1 protein-coding gene is annotated in these 816 nt (G+C 44.9%); it reads right to left on the reverse strand.

Annotated elements, in window-relative coordinates:
* Positions 1–72: 72 nt before the first annotated feature.
* Positions 73–750: a helix-turn-helix domain-containing protein gene (locus I8J29_RS33435; RefSeq protein WP_208851565.1), complete on the reverse strand. Its 678-nt coding sequence runs from the start codon at positions 748–750 to the stop codon at positions 73–75.
* Between the last annotated feature and the right edge of the window lie 66 nt (positions 751–816).

Consider the following 816-nt stretch of genomic DNA (forward strand, 5'->3'; position numbering starts at 1 on the left):
AGAGCTGGACGCTCACTGACCCCTTTTGAAGGGATTGGATAGCAAGGTATATCGTTTCCTGCCGTGTTTGGTTTAGCGTCGCCTTCTTTCGAGTTCCTCTAACTTTTTTAAGAATGCATTTTCAGCCCGAAGTCGCTCCATCTCGTGTTCCATCTGTTTCATCTTGAGTTTCTGTTGATCGGCCTCCGTTAACTCTTCCGGGGCTTTCCTTCTCCCTCGGCCATCCTTTAACGCATTCTCACCGCCATCTTCGAACTTCTTCACCCACTGGTACACTTGCTGATAGGAGACCTGAAATTGTTCAACTGCCTTTTGGTAGTTATGATCATGTGCCAGACAATACTGCACAATCTCAATCCGTTCTTGCCAAGAAGTAGAGCGACCTTTTGTCATAGCTTTTGCTTCCCCTCTATAGGCTTTTAAGCTGCTATGACCATTATACTTGTTCACCCAATTGAAGAGCTGCCGCGTACTAGTAATCTTGTATTTTTCAATAACTTGGTACTGAGACAATCCCCCCTCAAGGTAATCCTTCACCGCTCGGAGTTTGAGTTCAGCACTATAGCTTTGAAGATGCGGACGGCGCTCCAAGCCTTCATACCCCCACGTCTGGTACCTACGCTGCCATCTCATTAAAGTGGTCTTATTAATTTCATATTTCTTCGCAGCTGCCAGAAAGCCAATTTCCCCATTTGATACTTCTTTGAGAATAGCAAGTTTCTCCAACGCACTATACTTTCCTAGAGACATGAAAAAACTCCCCTTACGATAACAGGTTTTATTATTTCACCTGTCTACCGTATGGGGAGCATATCA

Origin of the sequence: Paenibacillus artemisiicola (assembly GCF_017652985.1) — a bacterium.
Taxonomy (GTDB): Bacteria; Bacillota; Bacilli; order Paenibacillales; family Paenibacillaceae; genus Paenibacillus_Z; species Paenibacillus_Z artemisiicola.

What these genes read in the sequence shown, in the direction of transcription:
- I8J29_RS33435 (WP_208851565.1), bottom strand. Translation starts at nt 750, where the DNA reads ATGTCTCTAGGAAAGTATAGTGCGTTGGAGAAACTTGCTATTCTCAAA.